We start from the raw sequence: 22,784 nt of genomic DNA on the forward strand, positions 1-22,784 counted from the left end.
CCGTTCTCCAAATGACCGTCTATTTTTGCTTACGAGTGCTTTTCATCAGTGTCATGCGCCGCGAATGGCGTAACCATGAATAGTATGACTTCAAATCCCTTAATTCAATGGTCTCCGACATCCGGCCCAAAAAGGTAATGACAATCATTTTGTGAAGCGGATTCCCCGCAATATCCATCTCGCCGGGCAACTCTCCAAATTCGGCCACGACGACCAGATCACCATCAATTAAATATACATCCTCTTCGTTATGATAATAGGACTCCATCCTGTTTTGCTTCAGGCATTCCCAAAGCCAGGCGGCGATATGATTCGTCTCGGACTGTTTCTGCTCTACCCGATCTAAGTAACGTGTTTTCGCATGATTTGTTATCACGATATCGGCGACTTTTTTATCGCCCATCTCCACGTAGAACGGTTCGTATGTACTCCATCGCTGCATTGCTTTGTCACGCACGGGATCACTCTCCCCACCAGATAGGTCTTTATATCTACCAATATATTCATATGTTACCTCAACAGACCCGGGACTACAAGTTACAAAATTGAAGTTTATGGGTGATATTTAAGATTTTTTAGGTCTAACAGCATCAAGACCATTATGCAAAAGTCCTGACTTCACGAAAAAAAGCCAGCCTGTAGGCTGACCTTTCAAAAAATGTTTACAATTTATAGACATTTAATATTATATTTCATATTCTTTCATCTTTTCCTTATCGTCGTTGTAATCCGTCCTAATCTCATTTCGAAAAGAGCGCTCGACCTTACGCACATAGGAAAGTCTGCGAATATTTTTAACGGTGTCTTCTGCCCGATCCGCATTCATATATATCACTACATAATGCATACGCTTTGAAATAAAGTGGACATTTCCATATTTATCCAGATTGCGGGCAGCCTTGATATCGCTTACCCAAATGATGTACCCTGTCCGCTCGGCAAACATTCGCTTCATCTCCCCCCACTCGGTATCATTCCTATGACCTATCCACAGGAGCATTTCCCTCCGCTGCCACATCCGCCTTTTTTCACATTCGGATCATTGCTCGGCACCTTAATAGTCTCGGACACGGAATATGCAATCGTTTCAGACATGGCATGAAGCATATCATCCAGCGCCTTTTCGGCTCGTTTGAACTCCTTAACATCCACGAATTGTTCCAGTTCCAGCTCAACGACCTGCACTGCATCCTTCGCTTCATGATAGTTCGGATGAAAATGCCCAAAACGCTCCGTTTCCGCGAATAGCTCCTTTTTGGCATCCAGCTTGCGTACACACGCCTGAATAGACGGATTCAATTCCACACGCTGTTTCCAATATAAATAATCCGATACCTCAAAGGATCGGTTGACCATATCGCCCAATTCATAGGCGTTAATAAGCACTTCTGCCATATTGACCGTGTTCAATTCGGCTACGCTCATGAATGTTCATCTCACTTTATATAAAGTTCTACCCTGTAAAAGTAGACTCATTTATCATACCACATCCTTCTTTTGAGAAGAAGGAGTTTCATGCACTTCCTGGCCCTACTATGTAAAAGGAACCAGCAAGCGCATGTCTGACCATTCACTTGGCTGTAAGGTCGCAGGAGAAAGTGTTTCGTCATCCCTTCCTGAGGCATACCAGCCTGTGACACTCCATGGTGCACCGGAAACCACCGCCTCCGGTATCCATTTAACCTCTTTCCCACCGATTCGCAGCCCCACAGCAGCCTGCCAACGAATCGCTTGCTCGATCAACTGCCGGGCAGTGGAAGTATGGTAACTCCTCCATTCTTTTGTCCATGAGGAGGGGACTGTAGATCTTTCTGGAAAATAGTCAGACGGATCAGGCAGTGTATGCTCTTGTTCGTAAAAGTGCAGCGTTCGCCCTGTATAAACCAAACCTGCTCTCCCCTCTTGGGAAAATATAGAACGGGCTTGAATAGGTTCGGACTCCATTTCACTGTTGAGGCTGCCTGAATTTATGTTCTCTGTTTCCGAAATCAGTGGATAATGATGAGCTGGCTCGTCCACACCTTCGGGTTCACGACGTGGACCTAATCCTATTGCAGCAAGCGTTTTTCGTATTTTGACAACAGAGCTCGCCGGAATAATAAAGTCCTTGTCGCCAAGCCGTTCCAGCAATCCTTCCAGCGCGGGATGGCGTGCAACTATGTCTGCATCCTCCTGTGTGCTACATCGCAAAAGTGTTACCGTTGCAAATGCCGTCCGTCCGACATCGCCTGCCCACTGTTCTACCGCCATACGTACATGATCAGGCACGCCTGTCCGGCTGAACTTGTCCAGTAGAGCAGGAATTGCTTTAGCTTCCATCCCTAACTCGATTGCCTCTGTAACACTTTCTCTGGTGATCCGGTATATTGCCATCCGATCTCCTGTCACACGTTCACAGCAGCATTCCAGTCGCCAGCGCACATCATATGCCACATCTGGCGGAACCAATATTTCAAAATCAGGTTGTACATAAAAAGTACCTTGTTCTTGATTTGTATCCTCGTAATTATTGGGACGAAGCATGTCTAACACAGATACATTCCAGCGAAAACACAGTTTACCCGATGCAGTCTGGCCCCAATCACCCATTCCAAACGCAGTCAGGGCCTTCAGCCAACCCTCCAATCCCTCCATGAAAGATCCATTAAAATTAAAATCAGAACCCGTTTCTCCCGCAAACCCTTCCGGATTTGAGGTTGTAGGAATAAGGTCTAAAAGGGCGCCGTTCTTGGAATCAGCTCCGCTCGTACTCTCCTGCTGGATTAGGCCTACTTGAAGCATCCATTGCAGCAGACACTTGATAGATATCCACCCTTCTATTCCCATATACTGGGAGACGGCACACAGCATATAGCGAAAATGCTGCATGGATGCTTCGGCCTTGCCGTATCTTTCCATGAGTGTAGCAAAAATATGCTTGCGCATTTGCCAAGCAGACAAACGAATCCAAGTCGCCAGTTCCGTTTCCTGAATGCGAAAAGACACCGTTTCTTTCACTAACAGCCCCAAACTGAGTAGCAAATCCATCATGACCACCGTTTGCACAGGATACAGCTCTGCATGCGCATAATGCAACCCAAGACCCATCAGGTCCTCCGGGCGAAAGGGGGTCAGTTCATTCAATTTTTGCAATGATCGCTTATGTATGGTTCCTTTGGCCGTCAAAGGGACGCCCTGTACTGCAATACGTGACAACGCATGCAGCAATTCCGACTCCAGGCCTGTCATTGATTCATGTACCGTTATCGGATGATCCGAATGCATCATGTTCATTGGATTTTCCTCTAACAACATATCGTACAGATCCGGTAGTCGATAAACCGGGATATATAAAATTCGTTCGCCCCACGATTTGGTAACAGCCTCCAGCCAGCCCCGGGCACGTAATCCACGCAGTGCCAGTTTCGTTTCGACTCCGCTTAACGATCCCCGGGTAAGCTGTATAGGTTCTTCTTCCTTCATGGGCTGTCCCGCGTGCCGAATAAAGCATCGTCTAAGTACCAGCAGCTCATCCGATGAAAGCTCATTCCAGCTGTCTTGCGTGTTCGTTACGCCCATTCTTGATTAGGCCTCCTTTTTCTTTCCACGATCTCCAGACTTAGCATCCCTGCTTCCAATAGCCTCTGTCACACTAAATCTGCGAACCGCATATTCATAGCCTTGCTCAATCAGGAACAGCTGACGACGAGCTGCAAAATCCATCTCCTTGCTATTCTCCGTCACTAGAGCATAAAAATAAGCTTTATTCTCGCCTGACTTTGGTCGCAAAATGCGTCCCAGTCGCTGCGCTTCTTCCTGGCGAGAGCCAAAGCTGCCCGATACCTCTATGGCTACTGCTGCATCCGGCAGATCCACCGCAAAGTTTGCAACCTTGGACACCAATAGGGTCCGAATTGCACCCTTGCGGAATGCATCAAACCAACGCACCCGCTCCGTCTGGCTCATTGAACCCGTAATCAGTGGGACACCGAGCTCCTGAGCCAATGTACGCAACTGGTCCAAATATTGACCAATAATGAGCGTGGGCAAACCACTGTGCTGCTGCATCAGGCTACGCACCGCCTCCAGTTTGACCGGATTTTCGGCTGCAATTCGGTACTGCTGTCTGCCCTCGGCACGCATACTGCGCTCCATAAGTTCTACTGTCATTGGAAGCCGTAGCTCCACACAATCGACCTGAGCGATCCAGCCCTGTCGCTCCAGTTCCTTCCACGGCATATCATACCGTTTGGGTCCAATTAAAGAGAATACATCTCGTTCACAACCATCCTCACGAACCAGCGTGGCTGTTAACCCCAAACGACGAGTAGCCTGAATGTCAGCCGTCGCCCGGAATACTGGCGCGGGCAGCAAATGAACCTCATCATATATAATGAGTCCCCACTTCCGCTCACTCAGCAGTTTCATATGCTCAAAATCTCCGTCTTTGGTGCGACGGTGTGTCAAAATTTGGTAGGTTGCCACCGTAATCGGACGCACCTCTTTTTTCTGACCACTATATTCCCCAATGGAATCGGCAGAAATATCCGTCTTTTGCTTTAACTCTTCTACCCATTGTCGTACAGAAGTGGTATTAGATGTTAGAATAAGCACCTCGCACTGAAGTCGATTCATTACGGCCATACCTATCACTGTTTTTCCGGCTCCACATGGAAGCACCAGTACACCACTACCCCCTAAGCCGTTCGCTCCTTCAAACGCATCAGCGGCCTTTACTTGATAATCACGAAGCTGCAACTTCATTTGTCCCTTTCCCAAGGTAAATCTAAGCTGATTCCCTTCAAGATAGCCTGCCGTATCCACAACGGGATATCCCAAGCGAGTTAATTCCTGCTTGAGCAAGCCCCGATTTTCGGGCGGGACCGATACGCTTACCTCATCAACACGAAGTAAACCAAGCTGTTTTAGCTCTTGCTTGGTCAGTAGCTCATCCAGTAAAGCGGGGGTCTCTGCTGCCAAGATCAAGCGATCACCTATTGTATAGCTGTTGGCTTTCCCTGTCTTTATACCTCCGTCTGGCTCATGCTCAGCACGGTATGCGTCAATCGTATCTGTGCTATAAGTTCGCTCTTCTTCCGTACCCTCTCGTGAAAGCGTCAACGTCCCATAACGAGAAACGAGCTGTTCAATATCCTTCAACAAATCACGTGGAATATCCCAACGGGACATGGAGTGCAAACTATTTTGAATGTCCTCAGCACTCCATCCGAGGGCAGCGGCGTTCCACAAAGACAGTGGAGTGATGTGGTATGTATGAAAAGCGGACGGGCTTTTAACCAGCTCCGCATAAATCTGCAACTGTGAACGAGCCCATTCTGAACCAGGCAAGCCCATTTCCAGCAGAACGGTAAAATCACGTTGTACAATACAAGGATGATCTGGATTCATAACTACCTCCTGATAATCTAACCATACATCATTTTAAAGTTATATAATAAATAGCTTATCCGTTTATTCGCATATCAACCAGAATAGCAAGGAGTTCAACCCATATTCGGGTTGAACTCCTGATTAGAAGCTCGGGGTAAAGACCTCCCCAAACCAATGCCTACCTTAATTATTATTCTAGTGGACCTGCTCGGAAATATGACTAAGCGCCTCTCCAGCGTTATCTGCAAAAATATTACGAACAGCCAAATCCCCGATCGAGACAATCCCGATCAGACGGTCTCCTTCCGTCACGGGCAAACGACGGATTTGCTGCTCTGCCATCAGCTCAGCTGCTTGGTCCACCGACATGTCCGCACTAGCTGTACGAATACCTGTCGTCATAACTGTATCGACCGAACCCGAACCCGAATTTTTAGCAGCATAACCGCGAACGACAAGATCACGGTCCGTTACTACACCGATCAACTTATCACTGCCTTCGCTTTCCACAACCGGAATAAAACCAGTATCATTGTCCTTCATTTTGACCGCAATTTCATAAATATTGTCCTGCGGGGTAACCGTTACGCATTTTTTAGTCATAACTTCCTGAACTTTTTTCATGGGTACTCCCTCCTTTTCAAGAGTAGGGTACCCCATTTCATTCAGCTCATACTCCAGATTGAACCGTTCCCAATTCAACTCATTTTAGCCCTTAATTGCCCCTGCTTTTCGTTCCGCAGCGTATCCCGTAGACATTGCAATAAACAAACGAACCGCGTTAATCATAGCATCCTCATCAAAATCAAATTTCGGATGATGGTGTGGATAAACTGCATCTTTAACTGGGTTACCCGCTCCTACGAACATGAAGCAACCTGGCAAACGTTCCAAATAATACGCAAAATCTTCAGCAGGCATCAGCTTCGACGCTTCCTGTACATTCTCCTTGCCGAAAACAGATTTTGCTTCATTAAAGAAACGAGATGCTTCATGTGCGTCATTGACAACTGGTGGGTATCCCATAATATAGCGAACCTGTGCTGTTGTACCGTATGTTGCGGCTGTGAGCTCTGTTACCTCATGCAGTCGCTCCTTCATCACCGTTCGTGTCTCCTCATCAAACGTACGAATCGTTCCACTCAAGCGACACGTTTCTGCGATCACATTTTGCGCAGAGCCCCCTTGGATGGTTCCCACCGTCAGCACGGCAGGTCGTAATGGGTCGACTGAACGACTTACGACACTTTGCAATTGCATGACAAGAGCTGAGCCCGCCACGACACTATCATTAGTGGACTGAGGCATCCCACCATGCCCACCCTTACCTGTGATTTCAATATAAAAATCATCTGCCGCCGCCATCAGCGGCCCTGCACAACTCCCAGCCGTTCCGACAGGAAAAGGTGTCCATAAATGGATACCATAAATGACGTCCACACCTTCCAATATACCATCCTTTATTACACTGACCGCTCCGCCAGGCAGCAATTCCTCCGCAGGTTGGAACAACAACCGAATTTCTCCTTGCAGCTCGTCCCGATTCAGACTGAAATAGTAAGCCGTTCCAAGTAGCGCGGATGTATGTCCATCATGGCCGCAAGCATGCATGGCTCCGTCTACGTTGGAGCGATATTCACATTCCTTTTCATCCTGAATAGGAAGAGCATCCATATCGGCACGCAGCAGGACGACAGGCCCGGGTTTAGCACCACGAATGGTGCCTACAACACCGTGTCCCCCTACCTGACGGCGAATCTCGATTCCCCAACTCTCCAACTTATCCGCTACAAAAGCTGCGGTTTTGCTTTCCTGAAAGGAAATTTCGGGATTCTTATGTAAATGTCTACGCCACTCCACCATATTTTCTTGCAACTGGTCAAACCAGGTCTTGTCTATCGCATGTTGTGTCATAATGCTCCACCTCTCCTTTTAAAGCACCGGGCAAGTTCCCGATTCATCATGCAGCGTCACCACGTATGCACCGCTGCTCTCAAGTCTTCATTTTTATCCTATTGTAGCAGATATGGAATTGTTGTGATATCTGTTGCTCCAGGGAGGTTGCAGAAGCCCATCAAACATAATATGATAAAATGGGTAAACGATAAAATGATAACCGTCTGCGAGGAATATACCTTGTGGCGAATACCGGGGGAAGCTGATATGAGAAATACGAAGCCGGAGACTCGAAGAAGAGGCACACCGGATTTCCAATTGCTGATCCTCACTTTGTTACTGGTTGGATTCGGTGTAATTATGGTATTTAGCTCCAGCTCCAGCGTAGCTTTGCTGAATAAAGAATACAATTTTGACTCTTTATATTTTGTGAAGCGCCAATCTGCATTTGCTGTACTTGGACTTTTTATTATGTTGGTAGCTATGAATATTAAGATGGAAAAATATAAAAAGCTTTTTGTACCTTTATTTTTCATAACTATATTACTGCTAATCATCGTTCTTTTTACAGGCTCACTTAACGGCGCAAAAAGCTGGCTCAGGTTTGGTAGTGTTGGCTTCCAGCCAACGGAGCTTGCGAAAATTTCCATCATTCTTTACTTATCTGCACTGATTGTCAAAAAAGGAGATCGCTTTAGAGATCTGCGGACTGGCTACATACCTGTAACCGTCATTGTAGGCTGTGTTGCAGGACTCATCATGCTTCAACCTGATTTAGGCTCCTGCTTCATTTTGGTTGCTACGAGTGGTCTGATTATTTATGCCGGGGGAGCCAGTGTCAAGCATATTACAGCATCAATTGTTCTGCTCGTGCTAGGCGCCTCCATTGTATTTGGTATTGGGTCGTTGTTTGGAGGAGATTCTGGAACCACAGATGGACAAGCTGCTGCCAAGCAAGATTACAAAATCGGACGCTTTCAGGCCTTTCTTAATCCCGAGAAATATAGACAAGGAACGGGATACAATCTGGTACAGTCCTTGCAAGCTATAGGTGAAGGCGGCTTAAACGGGTCAGGATTTGGTAAAGGTATTATCAAGCTTCACTATCTTCCTAATTCATTTAATGATTTTATCTTTTCTGTAATTGGTGAAGAATTCGGATTTATCGGAACAGCCATATTCCTGATGCTATATTTGTATTTCATTTGGCGAGGCATGATCATTGCTCTGCGTTGCCATGATCCGTTCGGAACGTTGGTAGGCACCGGTATCATGGGTTTGATCGCCATTCAGGCCTTCATTAACATCGGCGGTGTAACCCAAACAATTCCAATCACTGGCGTAACGCTTCCATTTATCAGCTTTGGTGGCTCCTCCTTGCTTGTCATGATGTTTTCGATGGGCATTATGCTCAGTATTTCTCGTGAGAACACCAAACAAGCGGTGCAGGAACGCACCACAGGGGTAGCTGTCCGTAATGAAGTACCCAATCGCTTTCAAACTCGTAGAACCAACCGTTTTCGCTAAAAAAAGAACTTCCAAGGACCACTTACAACGGTGGCTTTGGAAGTTCTTTTGGTTATGTATAAAAATACGGAAACCCTCTGCAAAAATGGCTATGCTGTTGATTCATAAAACGAAAACTGGCGATTCTATAACCACCAGTTTTCGTGTTTTTATTCGGGTTATCCTACGGAATTCCCGGCATGTATACAATTGGTTAAAAATGTAGAATTATCGGTCCTTGATTCTATTACACTGCGTCGTCCTTGAACGCGACACCTTCCACTTTTACGTTCACTTCCACGACCCGCAAACCTGTCATACTTTCGACGGCTTCTCGTACATTTTGCTGAAGAATTCGGGACACCTCATGAATAGGTGTTTCGTAGAGTACGATAATACGTAGATCAATGGCAGCTTCCAGCTGTCCAACCTCCACTGATACGCCTTTTTGCACATTTTTACCGCTCAGCCTTTTGGCCCAGCCTTCCGATAAACCGCCTGACATTGCAGCAATGCCCGGTGTCTCTAATGCGGCCATCCCGGCAATTTTACCCACGACATCGTTGGAAATCTTGATGTTTCCTGCTTCCAGTTGTTGAATTTGCTCTGCCATGACCTATGTCCCCCTTCATCCATCCTTTATTTGTATTGTAAAGCCTCAGCCACTCCAAATGCAAACCCTACGTATGAAAAACAACTTTCGTTTACAACCTATATCATTTTGGGTATATTAATTTAGAAAATCCATACAAGTGACAGCTTTCACCAAACTTGTACACATTTATTGATATCGAGGTGCTCTTCATTGAAAAAATGGTTATCTCCCGCTTTGCTTATAGCGACATTTGCTCTTAGCGCAGTCGCTCATTACACGCATTGGAACGCTATAGCCCAATTTGTCATTTGTGCAATTTCTGTTGTATTCGTAGCCGGTTTCCTCGGCAGGGCGACCGAAAGCGTCGCGCATTATGCTGGCCAACGTTTAGGTGGATTCTTAAATGCCACCTTTGGTAACGCAGCCGAACTGATCATCGCCATCTTTCTTGTTAAAGAAGGTCTTTACGATATGGTAAAGGCCAGTCTTACCGGTTCTATCATCGGCAATCTGCTGTTGGTGCTAGGAGCAAGTCTGTTCGCTGGCGGTTTAAAGTACAAAGTACAAAATTTCAATATATCGCTGGCTGGATTAAGTGGTTCTCTGATGATTGTGGCTGTTATTGCCTTGTTCGTTCCAGCTGTCTTTTTGAACACACACGTTATCACGGATAGCGAATCAGATACGCTCAGCCTCATTGTCGCAGGCACGCTCATTGTCGCGTATATTGCGTGGCTTATTTTTTCTATGATTACGCATAAGGACTATTTATCTGATGTGACCGAACAAAAAGATGAAGAATTACCACATGAGCATGCCCCTGTATGGTCCAGAAACAAATCCATTGCCTATTTGATACTTGCTACCGTCATGGTCGCTTTTGTCAGCGAATGGCTGGTAGGTACGCTGGAGGTGTTTACGACCCAATTTGGGCTCAGCGAATTGTTCGTAGGTGCCTTCCTCGTCGCTATTATTGGTAATGCAGCCGAACACAGCGCTGCTATTTTACTGGCGATGAAGAATAAAATCGGTGCATCGGTTGAAATAGCTGTCGGCAGCAGTTTGCAAATTGCGCTATTTGTTGCCCCTGTGCTGATATTTGTCAGTTACTTTATGGGAAACACGATGAATATTGTTTTCACTACTATTGAGCTGGTCGCCATTGCTGTCGCTGTATTTATCGCCAAATCCATCACCCAAGACGGCTCAACCAACTGGTATGAGGGGCTCATGCTATTGGTAGTGTATGTATTGTTAGGTGTATCCTTCTTTCTTGTGTAGCTTTTTAAGGTTTTAAAATGTTCATTAGGATGGTGGAAGGGGATGCGCTTTTACCATCCTAAAAGAACATTTTTTTAAAAAAAGGCATCAAAAAAAGCATGCTCTCAAGCTCCGCATGCTCTCATCAATTCAACCGTCTTCCTAATTGGCCTTATTATTCATGGCCTCATATAGAATAGCCAGATTGCGTTCCAGCTCACTGACCAGCTGTTTACCTACCATTTCCGGAAGAAGTCCAGCGCGAACCGCAAAATCCACTTCCTTGGAAAATCCGTACATCTGAGTATCCAGCACTTCCTCATAGAGAGGGCAATAACGGGTTGCCAGATTCTCCATCTGTACTTCAATAAGCTTCTTTATTTTATCTGCATCTTCCTGAAGCAGATTAATAGCCTTGATATTCAATTGTTCCTGCAAATCAGATGAAGTCATGGATTCTTCCCCCCTATGTCTCAATGTCGCACAAGACGTCCTATCCTTAATATTAGACCAAATTGCAGGCTAATACAAGAACCTGACAAAAAAAGCATCCCTACAGTTACAGGTAGGGATGCTTTTGCTTCAAGAATAAAGTTAGCTGGCTACTGAAATATGAAGTCCGTGCTTCTCGAACACCTCGATGATCGCTTTCTTGGCTTCCTCCGCATCTGGTCCATGAACGTGTAGTTCATAGCTATGGCTGCTGACTAGGGTCGTAAACAAGCCCAGTATACTTTTCACATCAATATACTTATTTTCGGAATGAAGGACGATGGAAGAGGTGAACTTGCTCGCCGTCTGTGCAATTTCAACAACCGCCGCGTTATTATTGGACATAGAAATCCCTCGCTTTACTGAATTGTCATGTATCGTTACTCATCCATAATGATACATTGAAATCGCTTTCTCAGCAAGAACGGATATCGTTATTTTAAATTTTCAGGGTTTAATGGCTCCAGCTCAGGCAGTACAAAGATGCCATCTTTACGAATCAAAACATCGTCAAAATAAATTTCACCACCGCCATATTCTGGACGCTGAATCAACACCAAATCCCAGTGGATCGATGAACGATTACCGTTATCCGCTGTTTCATAAGCTTGACCCGGTGTAAAATGTAAGCTGCCGGCGATTTTCTCGTCAAACAAAATATCCTTCATTGGATGTAAGATGTGCGGATTAAACCCGATGGCAAACTCGCCAATATAACGTGCTCCCTCGTCAGAATCGAGAATATCATTCAGCCGCTTCGTATCGTTACTCGTTGCTTCCACGATCTTACCATTTTCAAAACGGAATTTAACATTTTCAAAAGTAATGCCATTATACAGGGTTTGTGCATTGTAGCTGATCGTTCCGTTAACGGAATCACGTACAGGCGCGCTGTATACTTCGCCATCCGGGATATTACATTGACCTGAACACTTGATAGCTCCAATTTGCTTAATAGAGAAATTCAAATCCGTACCCGGTCCACTAATCCGTACCTTGTCCGTCCGATTCATCAGGTCTGCCAATGCATCTTGAGCTTTGTCCATTTTTGCATAATCCAGATTACACACATCGAAATAAAAATCTTCGAACGCTTCTGTGCTGATATTCGCCAATTGAGCCATGCTGTCATTCGGATAACGCAGCACTACCCATTTGGTGTGTTTCACCCGTTGTTCGCTATGTACCGCATGCTGATAAATGGAATTATACAATTTCATTTTATCTTCCGGCACATCTGACAAATCATTTACATTTTCACCTGCACGAATTCCGATATAGCAGTGCATTTGCTTCATCCGGTTAAGGTCAATCTCAGCCCAGGTCTCCAGCATCTCCTTTGTCGCGTGACGAAGCATGGTGCTCTGTACCTTACGGTCTGTAAGTTGTACAAAAACATTTCCACCTTTTTTACCAACTTCATGAATGATGGCGTTAAGTAAGTCGCGCTCTGTACCAATCATTTCGATTAATACATTTTCTCCAGGCTGCACTTCAACAGAGTAACCTACTAAATTTTCCGCCAGCTTAAGTATTCTAGGATCTTTCATGTAGTGTCTCTCCTTCTCTATTTCATTCTTTTTGAACGATGGTTAATTCAAAATTCATTGTATCACGCCCGCCACGTTACTTGTAGTCCTCAAAAGTAACTCTGGTTATCAAAGCCTCTTGATGCAGATCTTCATTTTCTCCCTGTCGGGTAATCTGGCATTCGGATGAAAGCTTTAAGGGTAAACCTGTTTGGCGATCTATGGTCAAATGATACACCGTATGCACAATGGATTGCTCCAGCTGGTTATTCATATCCTCACAACTTTGCGCCCATATTTGGCTCAGCTTCTTTCGCAGCTCTCGATTCGTTCCTGTCTGCTGCGTTTTTAATATCACGATTTGAGGGTTTAACGTATTCATTTCTTTTATTAAACGATCTTTCAACCAGCGCTTTGCCGAAGCAGATTCCGGTTCAATCCTCAACACCCAAGTTCCCCGGGCAGCTCCCGTTTCCATACGAATGCTCTTATTCAGTGTATTTAATTCCTCAAGCTCCTGAATCGGATTGAAGCGATTTAACATACCATTTCCAACCACAGGAGGATAACCGGATGTCAGCGAAACCCATTTCCCACTCTGACGAATAAAACGTTCCTGTGTAACATCATGCTCGGACTTACCTTGTTTCAGAGCTGTGTAGCCACCTTGCTTACGGAAAGCCTCTGCAGAACCCCAGTGCATGGTCAATTCATCGTGATTTCTTAGCCTACCGCGATATTCAAACTGCTTATTCGTTGGCAGACCACTGTCTGCTCTAATTGCAGTCCGTCCAGTAAACGTTACCATCTCTTTGCCAGCCATTCCTGCAACTGCTCTCTTAAAAATCTGCTCAGGCGTATATTGTCGATCCAGTGCACAACCACTTAACACACCTATTACAAGCAACACACCACAAACCTGCATCATCCATTGCTTTTTCCAATGCATCCCATCATCCGTCCTATCCTGAACATAACTGTACTCATGAGCAATAATCCTGCTTCAAGCCAGTTATGCTACCTGGTTCACTTCATCGTGTTATCCCTATAGTTCAATCATACACACGATATAGCTACGTTTAGGATTACCTGTCCGCAATGGGTTATACAAGACAAAAAGAGAACATTCCCTAGGAATATTCTCTACACATTGGCTACATGATCAACAACTATTCGATTGCGTCCTTCATTTTTTGCTTCGTACAAGGCCATATCAGCCCTATAAAATAAAGATTCAATACTGATCTGCTCGTCCAGCCAGTTCCATTCAGCAATCCCGCAAGAAACAGTCACCTGAGGCTCAGTTTCATGCTGTACGCGGTAACGTATTTTTTCTGCATATCCGAGCGCTTGCTGTACCCCCAGCTGCGGTAAATAAATGGCAAGCTCCTCGCCGCCCCATCTCGCACATACATCCTCATCGCGAGTCGCCGAACGAACGATATTGCTGACGCTTTTCAAAATTTCGTCACCCGTCTGATGCCCATGCGTATCATTCACCTGTTTGAATTGATCAATATCTACCAAAATAAGAGATCCACAGAAATCCTTTTCCTGATGTTGCTGAATGATTTGGTCCACATAATGACGTACATACAGACCTGTTAACATATCCATATTAGCCAACCGCCGCACCTCAGCGTGCAGCATAGCATTGGTTACCGCCAACCCGATATGAGGGGCTAGCATTTGCAACATTTTGTAATTATCGTAAGAGAAAAAGTGCGGAAGCTTGCTGGACAATAGTATAACCCCTTTAGGAGTACCGCTGGTCTTCATAGGTACAGCCATCAAAGACTGGGAGTGCGTCGCATCCATAAAATGAGAGGATATCTTCCCATCCTTTCTATAGTCCGACACAATCACTGGTTCCCCTGTTAAGCGTATTAGTCCAGCAAATCCATCTTCAAGAGGGTAACTTTCCAGTCTTAAGCTTTCCACATTACTCGACATGACCTTAAAACAGTTTCCATCCTGGTCAAGCTGTACAATACAACAAAAGTCCGCCATGAACATTTTTAATAACTCCTGCACGGCAAATTCAAATATTTCATTTAACTTCAGGCTCTGATTCAAGCGCTGAACCAGTTCATTAATGAGACGCAATTCATGGATAAGTACATTCGATTGCTCAAGCAGCTTTGCATTTTCAAATGCGGTGCCAGCCGTATCCGCCATCATGGCAATCAGCTCTACATCCACTTTTTTCATACTATCCGCGCCCGATGGAAGAATCATATGGAAAACACCGTATACGCCCTGCTTACCACGTAATGGGATGCCGATTTCAGTTATTTCATCTTGTGTACCGACAGGCTCATTCACAGCCATTTGCCCTTTCATAAATGCACGGACGCATACATCTTCGTCCCGTTCATGCAGCAGTAAAGGTTTGACCTGCGGATTGCGACTATGTCGATCCTGACTCATATACAAGGTGATATCTACATGGGGAAACAAATAGGCGATGCTCCCGAATACCTCATCCAGCACGCCTTCTACGTCAATTTTGTCATGCATCCGTTTTACAATCTGAAATAAAATAGAACGGCGTCTACCTTCACGATCGCTTCGATTCCGCATCCCAAGGACATCTTCCATAAATATGTACTCAAACTTCGTGTAAAAGCAGGATTTAAAATGTAAAGCAGCTGATAACAATGTGTCCAGATTTGGGACAGAATGTTGAGCAGGCCGTGTAAAACGAAGAGCGGCAAAGGGCTCGCTCTTGTAATTACGGCATAGTATGGGAACCATATACACAAACGAAAGGCTTCCATCACGAAGTTTGCGCTGGCTCACTTCCATCTCTCTAGATATGCAACAACGTTCGACCAAATCCAAATCCTCGTCATCATCTTCTTTTTTACCAGCAACACGAACACCTATAAAATTAAAAACAGCAGTATATTCTTCGTTAATCCAGGATATACCATTGCCCTGTTGTAACCAACTCCGATATCCTTGAACAAGCAGCTGGTTAATATAGGGGAAATCATAGGGTGTCATATCCATGTTCTGGAGCCAGGCAAAAGAAGTATATCCTTTATCATCAAACAGCGGAGCACCGCTAGCCTGGACCGTTTTACTGTCAAGCATTTGCTGATCCGTTGTTGAAAATTCCGACATATTAAGGCGCTCCTTCACAGCAAAATTAGCTGTACCAAGACAGCGGCTATACACCACTATAGCTCATAATATGATCTATTTTACTCCCAACTCTAGAAATTTGCATCCATTTTCCAGAAATTCGTCCCACTTTTTTAGTTCTAAAGCCCTATCGACAAAATTTGACGTTTTCATTCTTTTTCTCTTCTTGACATTGTCCTACTCTTACATGTAGTATATATTATTGAAAAAGACTGTACGGCAGAACTATCTACTGTGCGGATCTTAAATTTTGGGCGTAACAGTTTGTGTCACCCTCATCTTTTTTGTTGCTGACAGGACAGCGGCTGAACTTTTCTGTCAGTAGTGCGTCTCACCTTAATAGGTAGCGCCGAACAAATTGGAGCGCAAAGAGAGCCCCAACTCAAATTTTAATTATGAAGGAGTTAACTCTATAATGGCACGTTACACTGGTCCTAAATTTAAATTGAGCCGTCGTCTCGGTATTTCCCTGAGCGGCACAGGTAAAGAATTGAAACGCCCTTTCCCTCCGGGACAACATGGTGCAAACCAACGGAGAAAAATCAGCAACTACGGTATGCAGCTTCAAGAGAAACAAAAGTTGCGTCACATGTACGGCTTGGGTGAAAAACAATTCCGTACCCTGTTCAACAAAGCTCAACACATGCACGGTATCGCTGGTGAAAACTTTATGTTCTTGCTGGAAAGCCGCCTGGACAACCTTGTATTCCGTCTTGGCTTTGCTAATTCCCGTGCAGGCGCACGTCAATTGGTAGCTCACGGTCACGTTACTGTGAACGGTAAAAAAGTTGACATCGCTTCTTACCAAGTAAGCCCTGGCGACGTGATCGGTCTTCGTGAAAGAAGTCGTTCCCTGTCTTCCATCAAAGAAGCTTTGGAAAACCGCAACCACTTGGTAGCTTACCTGGAGTACAATGACGCAGCTCTGGAAGGTAAATTCATTCGTTTGCCTGAGCGTGGCGAATTGTCCCAAGATATCGATGAAAAACAAATCGTCGAATTCTACAACCGCTAATCCCTGCATTAGCACCAAAAAGCACCCGAATTTATTCGGGTGCTTTTTTTATATTCCTTATGATCGAGCCTGAGAGTTTTATTCAATGGGGATGTATACTTTCATGCTCAAATGATCTGGATAGGAGGAATTCATCACGTCCGTAATTTCAAAATCTGGTCCCTCCCTCCGTTCAAAATTAGAATTAGGAAGCCATGTGCCATAGATAAAGTCTCGTATATTCTGAACCCGTCCATCTGAACCCGAAGCGTCAAACTCAGCATACTTCCCTGCTGGAATCTCCATATATATGAAACCCTCTGCCAGTTCATTTGACTCTTTTTCAACTGCCTCGCCCACCACAAATGAAAATGCACCATTGTCTTCAAATCGACAGGCAACCCCATATGACATTCCCGGTGCGATCTTGTTCGGGATACACATAAAATATTCATTGGCTCCAAAGTGCCCATAAAATCCTGGAATTTCTTTATAGTGCTGCTCATTATTCAGATTTGTTTTATATTCATACCCTATAATTTTGGTCGTTTCGAGCTGCAATATCACTGGCTTGTTCACATCCAAATCCCCCTTCGTATTTTTTTGATAATCCAGAAAATTAATTTTGCTTTGTCCAGGAAGCTCAATATCACTGTTACGATATTTCCCAGGGGTGATCCCAAAATTCTTTTCAAAAGCGCGGGTAAAGGCTTCTTGCGAGTTGTACTGAAACTCAATAGCAATGTCCAACACTTTTTGATTGGATTGTTTTAGCTGTTCAGCCGCCTCGGACAATCTTCTCCTTCTTATATACTGTTGAACCGTAAAACCCGAAATGGCCTGAAAAACCCGCTGGAAATGAAAAGCTGAAAAGCATGCCTGTGAAGCAATATCGGCAATTTTTAGATCCTCCCGGAGATTCAATTCAATAAACTCAATCGCACACTGAATTCGTTTAAAATAGTCCATATAATCCTTCCCCACACTCGTAATTGTTCTGATTATCGATCCTACACCCAAATTGTGCAACCCACGTTTTCATTATGTATAACTCTTCACCTACATGTTTGATTATTTGTGCTAAGTTTACCATGACTTTTCACTTGGCAGAAATAAAAAAGCAACGCTGAGATCGAGACAATCTCAGCGCTGCTTTTGAATATATTTTCATTATCCAAGCTTGATTTTAGCAAATTTCCGTTTACCTACCTGCACAATGTCGCCTTCCTTCGGCGTGTATGCTTCGTTCACATCGGTCCATTTCTCTTCGTTAATTTTGACCGAACCCTGCTGAATACTGCGCTTGGCTTCACCGTTAGATGCTGCAAAGCCCAGATGAGTCAGCAACTGGATCACACGAATGACACCTTCTTCTAACTGATCAGCCGTCAAGGTGAACTCTTCAATATCGTCAGGCAGCGCGCGCTGCTGGAATACGGTCACAAAATGCTGCTTCGCTGCTTCCTCTGCTTCTTCACCATGGTACATGCGCACTAACGTTCCAGCCAGCTTCATTTTGGCATCACGTGGATGCACTGAGCCGTCCTTAACACCTTTCGCCAGCTCTGCCAACTCCTCGTTGTTGATATCCGTTGCAAGCTCAAAATATTTCAGCATCAGCTCATCAGGAACGGACATGGATTTTCCGTATATTTCGTTCGGCTCCTCATCAACACCAATGTAGTTCCCCAAGCTTTTACTCATCTTCTGAACTCCATCCAGCCCTTCAAGCAATGGTAAAGTAATAGTAGCCTGTGGCTCAACTCCGTATTCTTTTTGCAGGGTTCTACCCATCAGAAGATTAAACTTCTGATCCGTTCCCCCTAATTCAATATCGCTTTGGAGAGCCACGGAATCCATGCCCTGCATCAGCGGGTAAAAGAACTCATGGATGCTGATCGGCAATCCGTTTTGGTACCTTTTTGTAAAATCATCCCGTTCCAACATACGGGCAACCGTTACTTTGGCCGACAGGGTTACTACATCAGCAAAAGACATTGGCCCTAACCATTCGGAATTGTAAAATACCTTTGTTTTTTCAGGATCGAGAATTTTAAAAATTTGTTCCTTGTATGTTTGGGCATTGCGCTGTACATCTTCCTCAGTCAGTTGCTTACGAGTCTCCGATTTACCTGTCGGGTCACCAATTCTGCCTGTAAAATCTCCGATAATCAGTTGTACTTGATGGCCTAATTCCTGGAACTGGCGCAGTTTGTGCATAACAACCGTATGTCCGATGTGAATGTCGGGAGCAGATGGATCAAGGCCCAGCTTAATTTTGAGTGGCTTGCCGCTAACGACCGATTTGATCACCTTACGCTTCAGCTCATCCTCCGGTACAATTTCCGCTACACCCCGCTGTATCACCTCTAGCTGTCGTTCTACCTCTACCTGCTGCTCCGGCTTCAATTCTTCCCACTTCATCCTGTATACCTCCTATTTTTCATCCAAAATATTACATATTAGACAAACCAAAAAGCCCCTTTCATCCCAAGGGACGAGAAGGAGCTACTCGCGTTACCACCCTAATTAAAGAAACGCATGTCAAAGACAGACATTTCTTTCACTTCATTCCTATAACGGGCCTACACCCGGTACTGGATTACTATGGTGCTTCGCAAACCTGCAAAAGCTTTCCATTCATCCAGACAGCTCCAGACGGTAATTCAAAGGAGGGACGCTACCGATTCACACCACCCATCGGCTCTCTGTACAACGTGAATCCGCCTTCTACTGAAGTCTTTCTCTGCTTTTCACGATATTTACTTTGACCTATTTATAACACACTGCTTTTATGTAGTCAACGACACCAAAAGACAGGCTTTTTAGCATATGGGTTCATTTTGTAATTTTATGCTATAATAATGGCTGTTATAAAGGAGGAAGACTTAATGGTTGAAGAAAAAAACAATGTATCAGAGCCAAAGCCTTCCCGCTTGCGGACAACCATGCGAAGGCTCGGCCGTGTCATAAAGTGGGTCGTCATCATCGGTTTTATGGGGGCACTATTTGCAGGAGGGGCGGCCGCCGGCTATGTTGCTTCTATTGTAAAAAGCGAACCCGTGCGTTCCAGATCCATGATCCTACAGGAAGTAGATAAGAATGCAATTACAGGCTTCGCTTATTTCAATGATGGCTCTCCCATCGGACAACTCCGGACAGAAGAAGATCGAAGACCTGTCACGTTTAAGGAGATTCCACAACTCGTCATTGACGCAGTCATTGCCATTGAAGATAATCATTTTTACGAGCATAAAGGTGTCGATCTATCGGGAACACTGCGTGCTGTGAAGCAAAAGGCACTGCATGAATCCGTACAAACCGGGGGTAGTACCCTCACCCAGCAGCTTGCGCGTCGTGTCTTTCTAAATCTCGATCGCACGGATGATCGCAAGGTCAAAGAAATTTTGCTGTCTCTGCGCCTTGAGCGCTTCCTAAGCAAGCAACAAATTATTACGGCCTATCTTAATAAAGTACCTTTTGGTAACGGTTCAAGCGGTTACAACGTCTTTGGCATTAAAGCAGCGGCCAAAGGTATCTTTAATGAGAATGATCTGAACGAGCTTAATATAGCCCAGGCTGCCTATCTGGCAGGTTTGCCACAGCTTCCTTCTTCCTATTCTGCTTACAACGGTAAGGGTGAGTTTAATGAAGCTGGCTTTAAAAGAGCCATCAACCGCCAGCACCTGGTGCTCAGTCGAATGCTGGAGGAGAACAAAATCAATAAAGCACAGTATGATGAAGCGATGGCTTTTGATATCAAAAAATCTCTCGCACCACGTACTGTTAAGGCTTATAACACCTATCCATATCTTATGATAGAAACAGAACGACAAGCTGCGCAGGCACTCATGTCTGTCACCAATCCGGGTCAAGCAGCTAATGCCAGTGCAGATGCCAAAACCAAGGACGATAATGATTTGCTCAAAGAAGCTGAACAGCAGCTTCGCACAGGCGGTTATATGGTGTACACCACCATTGATAAGAGCGTATACAAATCTATGCGTCAAATTGCAGAAAATAAGAATAACTTCTCTGCCACTAGTAAAACCAAGGGTGACGAACAAGCAGCGGCTATTCTGATTCAGCATAAAACAGGCGCCATTCTTGGAATGATGGAAGGTCGGGACTTCCAAAAGGAGCAGATGAATTATGCCACCCAGATGGTTCGTCAGCCGGGTTCGGCAATGAAACCGATTGCTGCCTATCTCCCTGCATTGGACAGCGGTCTTGTGCAGCCTGGTAGTATCGTGGATGATGCCCCTATTATTTTGAAAGATGGCAGTAATGGGTATCACATTCCGAAAAATTCTAACAACCGCTATCAAGGATTGGTCACGGCGCGTTATGCACTGAATCAATCGCTCAATACGATAGCACTCAAGCTGTTTAACGAAAAAGTAGGGATCAGCAAAGCTTGGGCTTTTGCCAAGAAGCTGGGCATCACCACCTTGGAATCCAGTGATAACAACGCCCAAACGGGTGTACTTGGCGGCTTGGCCCATGGGGTGACCGTCGAGGAGCTTACGAATGCATATGGAGCCATTCCAAATGGCGGTGTGTTTAATGACGCCTATATGATCGAAAAGATTGTGGATTCGCAAGGCAATATTATATACAAGCATCAGCCTAATCCTGTGCAGGCCTTCTCACCGCAAACCGCCTACCTGATGACAGATATGTTGCGTACAGCCGTGTCGGAGGGCACAGGCAGACTGGTGAAGCGGAACTTTGATCAATCCGGTAAGATTCCGATTGCCGGCAAGACAGGCACTACGCAATCCTACACTGATGTTTGGTTCGAGGGCTTTACGCCTGACGTCACACTGGGTGTATGGGTTGGTTACAAGCAACCTGTCAATAAGCTTGAAACGAAAGTCCAAAAAGAGCGGGCTCGCCGCTTATGGGCTCTAATCATGAATGAAGTAACAGCTAAAGATGCTCAGCTGTTCCAAACGGACAGCTTCAAGAGACCTGACGGCATTGTAAGCCGTACAGCATCCGCATATGGTTCGGACATTTATAACAGTAAGTATCCACCTAAAAACAGTGAAAATGGTGTGAGTCGTGCGAAATATATTACCTACCAAGGTGTGAATTATATTCCACGCGATGGTACACCGGATGATATGTTATATGAACGGACCGTTAGGAAACGGGAAAAGTCAATCTCAGAATTGATTAAAGAGCTTCAGCAAGCCTTTAAGGTGATGAGACGACATAATTCGTTGTCCTACTATCTGCCTCAGGATGCAGATAAGGAAGCTCCTACTCAGATTGATCCACGCAAGGACGATGGAGCAGCTCCTAACGCTCCATCTAGCGTCAACGTAAGCTATAGTGACGGTAAAGCCATAATCAGCTTTAGCCCAAGCGGAAACAGCGACGTCGTAGGATACCGTCTGTATCGTTCTACAGATGGGGGGAGCTTCCAACGGCTTGGCAAGGTCGTTATGGCTGACGGCTCCAAGGTGTTCTCTGACAGCCCTGGGGGCAGCAGCTCTAGCTACTACGTGACCGCCGTTGATGTGGGCGGCCATGAGTCCGGTCCAAGCACGAAAGCAAGCGCAACACCTGTAGTGCCACCTGCAGATTCTGAGTCTCTAGACGTTCCGGGCGAGGGAGATGGAACAGGTGCGCAGCCTACAGAAGTCCCTACTGCCCCTGGACAGCCTCAAGCTAAAGCCGCAGGCTCATCCGTAGCGCTCCAATGGAGCGCAGGTAAGTCGGCGGACGCTATTACAGGCTATAACGTGTATTACAGCGAAAGCGGTGCGGAGCCTTTTACAAATATAGGCTCTACCGCATCTACCAGCTTTGAATATAAGTCGAAGAAAAAGCTAAAAGGCTGGTTTCGTGTCACTTCCATGAATGCCATGGGGGAATCGGCTCCTTCCGGAGCCGTCCGTCCATAACTGAAGACAAGAGCAGAAAGTGATAGGAGTCCCCTTAGCCATTAAGGCTTTGGAGACTCCTTTTTTTAATTCTAATA

At 45.3% G+C, this 22,784-nt stretch carries 19 protein-coding genes and 1 other annotated feature; of the genes, 4 read left to right on the forward strand and 15 right to left on the reverse strand.

What is annotated here, in order from left to right; translation table 11 throughout:
• Positions 1-19: 19 nt before the first annotated feature.
• From NSS94_RS15180 to NSS94_RS15210, 7 genes are all read right to left on the reverse strand, one after another.
• Positions 20-457 (reverse strand): hypothetical protein, encoded by a 438-nt coding sequence (locus NSS94_RS15180; protein WP_025717787.1) that lies wholly within the window; start codon positions 455-457, stop codon positions 20-22.
• A 228-nt stretch (positions 458-685) separates the two neighbouring features.
• Complete coding sequence (locus NSS94_RS15185; RefSeq protein ID WP_341040413.1) at positions 686-946, reverse strand: YlbG family protein; 261 nt, start codon at positions 944-946, stop codon at positions 686-688.
• A 38-nt stretch (positions 947-984) separates the two neighbouring features.
• The gene (locus tag NSS94_RS15190) at positions 985-1,425 is read right to left on the reverse strand and encodes a YlbF family regulator (protein ID WP_013310906.1); all 441 of its coding nucleotides are present in this window, start codon (positions 1,423-1,425) and stop codon (positions 985-987) included.
• 108 nt (positions 1,426-1,533) lie between these two features.
• Positions 1,534-3,558 carry a helicase-associated domain-containing protein gene (locus tag NSS94_RS15195; RefSeq protein WP_341039583.1) on the reverse strand — a complete coding sequence of 675 codons (2,025 nt, stop codon included), beginning with the start codon at positions 3,556-3,558 and terminating at the stop codon, positions 1,534-1,536.
• Between the two features lie 6 nt (positions 3,559-3,564).
• Positions 3,565-5,388: a DNA repair helicase XPB gene (locus NSS94_RS15200; RefSeq protein ID WP_341039585.1), complete on the reverse strand. Its 1,824-nt coding sequence runs from the start codon at positions 5,386-5,388 to the stop codon at positions 3,565-3,567.
• Between the two features lie 177 nt (positions 5,389-5,565).
• Positions 5,566-5,994, reverse strand: coding sequence for a CBS domain-containing protein (locus tag NSS94_RS15205; RefSeq protein WP_023989320.1), 429 nt, complete (start codon positions 5,992-5,994; stop codon positions 5,566-5,568).
• A gap of 84 nt (positions 5,995-6,078) precedes the next feature.
• A complete protein-coding gene (locus NSS94_RS15210; RefSeq protein ID WP_341039588.1) occupies positions 6,079-7,284 on the reverse strand; it encodes a M20 metallopeptidase family protein in 1,206 nt (401 codons plus the stop codon).
• Positions 7,285-7,533: 249 nt separating this feature from the next.
• Here NSS94_RS15210 and ftsW point away from each other — a divergent pair, with 249 nt between their 5' ends.
• Positions 7,534-8,793 (forward strand): putative lipid II flippase FtsW, encoded by a 1,260-nt coding sequence (ftsW, locus tag NSS94_RS15215; RefSeq protein ID WP_029517642.1) that lies wholly within the window; start codon positions 7,534-7,536, stop codon positions 8,791-8,793.
• A 226-nt stretch (positions 8,794-9,019) separates the two neighbouring features.
• Here ftsW and NSS94_RS15220 read toward each other — a convergent pair whose 3' ends face one another.
• Positions 9,020-9,385 (reverse strand): Asp23/Gls24 family envelope stress response protein, encoded by a 366-nt coding sequence (locus tag NSS94_RS15220; protein ID WP_013310912.1) that lies wholly within the window; start codon positions 9,383-9,385, stop codon positions 9,020-9,022.
• 192 nt (positions 9,386-9,577) lie between these two features.
• Here NSS94_RS15220 and cax point away from each other — a divergent pair, with 192 nt between their 5' ends.
• Positions 9,578-10,648: a calcium/proton exchanger gene (gene cax, locus NSS94_RS15225; RefSeq protein ID WP_029517643.1), complete on the forward strand. Its 1,071-nt coding sequence runs from the start codon at positions 9,578-9,580 to the stop codon at positions 10,646-10,648.
• Positions 10,649-10,789: 141 nt separating this feature from the next.
• Here the strand turns inward: cax and NSS94_RS15230 are convergent, their stop codons facing one another.
• The 5 genes from NSS94_RS15230 to NSS94_RS15250 form a co-directional block, all read right to left on the reverse strand.
• A complete protein-coding gene (locus NSS94_RS15230; RefSeq protein ID WP_007431028.1) occupies positions 10,790-11,080 on the reverse strand; it encodes a YlaN family protein in 291 nt (96 codons plus the stop codon).
• A gap of 141 nt (positions 11,081-11,221) precedes the next feature.
• Entirely contained in the window at positions 11,222-11,464 is a 243-nt protein-coding gene (locus NSS94_RS15235) for an HPr family phosphocarrier protein (RefSeq protein WP_013310915.1), read from the reverse strand.
• An 89-nt stretch (positions 11,465-11,553) separates the two neighbouring features.
• Complete coding sequence (locus NSS94_RS15240; protein WP_029517644.1) at positions 11,554-12,669, reverse strand: aminopeptidase; 1,116 nt, start codon at positions 12,667-12,669, stop codon at positions 11,554-11,556.
• Between the two features lie 76 nt (positions 12,670-12,745).
• Positions 12,746-13,597 carry a hypothetical protein gene (locus NSS94_RS15245; protein ID WP_141695450.1) on the reverse strand — a complete coding sequence of 284 codons (852 nt, stop codon included), beginning with the start codon at positions 13,595-13,597 and terminating at the stop codon, positions 12,746-12,748.
• Positions 13,598-13,791: 194 nt separating this feature from the next.
• Entirely contained in the window at positions 13,792-15,777 is a 1,986-nt protein-coding gene (locus tag NSS94_RS15250; RefSeq protein WP_029517646.1) for a sensor domain-containing diguanylate cyclase, read from the reverse strand.
• Positions 15,778-16,213: 436 nt separating this feature from the next.
• Here NSS94_RS15250 and rpsD point away from each other — a divergent pair, with 436 nt between their 5' ends.
• Positions 16,214-16,813, forward strand: a complete 600-nt coding sequence (gene rpsD, locus NSS94_RS15255; protein WP_013310919.1) for a 30S ribosomal protein S4 — start codon at positions 16,214-16,216, stop codon at positions 16,811-16,813.
• Positions 16,814-16,891: 78 nt separating this feature from the next.
• Here the strand turns inward: rpsD and NSS94_RS15260 are convergent, their stop codons facing one another.
• Both NSS94_RS15260 and tyrS read right to left on the reverse strand, forming a co-directional pair.
• Entirely contained in the window at positions 16,892-17,761 is an 870-nt protein-coding gene (locus NSS94_RS15260) for an AraC family transcriptional regulator (protein ID WP_029517647.1), read from the reverse strand.
• Between the two features lie 201 nt (positions 17,762-17,962).
• The gene (gene tyrS / locus NSS94_RS15265) at positions 17,963-19,216 is read right to left on the reverse strand and encodes a tyrosine--tRNA ligase (protein ID WP_341039590.1); all 1,254 of its coding nucleotides are present in this window, start codon (positions 19,214-19,216) and stop codon (positions 17,963-17,965) included.
• 66 nt (positions 19,217-19,282) lie between these two features.
• Positions 19,283-19,548: a binding site (T-box leader), on the reverse strand.
• A 135-nt stretch (positions 19,549-19,683) separates the two neighbouring features.
• Here tyrS and NSS94_RS15270 point away from each other — a divergent pair.
• Complete coding sequence (locus tag NSS94_RS15270; protein WP_341039592.1) at positions 19,684-22,707, forward strand: transglycosylase domain-containing protein; 3,024 nt, start codon at positions 19,684-19,686, stop codon at positions 22,705-22,707.
• The last annotated feature ends 77 nt before the right edge of the window (positions 22,708-22,784 follow it).

This window comes from Paenibacillus sp. FSL L8-0644 (assembly GCF_038008165.1).
GTDB lineage: Bacteria > Bacillota > Bacilli > Paenibacillales > Paenibacillaceae > Paenibacillus > Paenibacillus polymyxa_D.